Below are 530 nucleotides of genomic sequence, written 5' to 3'. Positions count from 1 at the left end.
TCAAACCAGCTAGGGATCGTCGCCTTGGTGAGCCATTACCTCACCAACTAGCTAATCCCACTTGGGCCAATCTAAAGGCGAGAGCCGAAGCCCCCTTTGGTCCGTAGACATTATGCGGTATTAGCAGTCGTTTCCAACTGTTGTCCCCCACCTCAAGGCATGTTCCCAAGCATTACTCACCCGTCCGCCGCTCGTCAGCAAAGTAGCAAGCTACTCTCTGTTACCGCTCGACTTGCATGTGTTAGGCCTGCCGCCAGCGTTCAATCTGAGCCATGATCAAACTCTTCAATTAAAAAGTTTTATGTCTTTCGACAGCTCAATGAATTCTGAATTTATTTAATATCTTTCGATATTGAATTGACTGTGCTGCAATTCTTTCCTTAGGTAAAACCTAAGTAAGTTATTGCTGTTGGTCACTCAGTTTAAATTGAGACTCTAAATTTGTTTGCCCCGTTACTTGCTCAATAAAGAACGAAGTAGCTTGGCTGTTAGAACTCAATCTGTACGAGTGCCCACACAGATGATTGCTT

Annotated in this window: 1 rRNA gene; it reads right to left on the bottom strand. The window is 44.7% G+C overall.

What is annotated here, in order from left to right:
• A 16S ribosomal RNA gene (locus CWC14_RS18185) occupies positions 1–292 on the bottom strand; the annotation flags it as partial.
• Positions 293–530 lie beyond the last annotated feature (238 nt).

The organism is Pseudoalteromonas sp. S3260, assembly GCF_005886925.1.
Lineage (GTDB): Bacteria > Pseudomonadota > Gammaproteobacteria > Enterobacterales > Alteromonadaceae > Pseudoalteromonas > Pseudoalteromonas tetraodonis.
The sequence above is the reverse complement of the archived record's forward strand: the minus strand, read 5'-3'. Positions and strand labels throughout refer to the sequence as shown.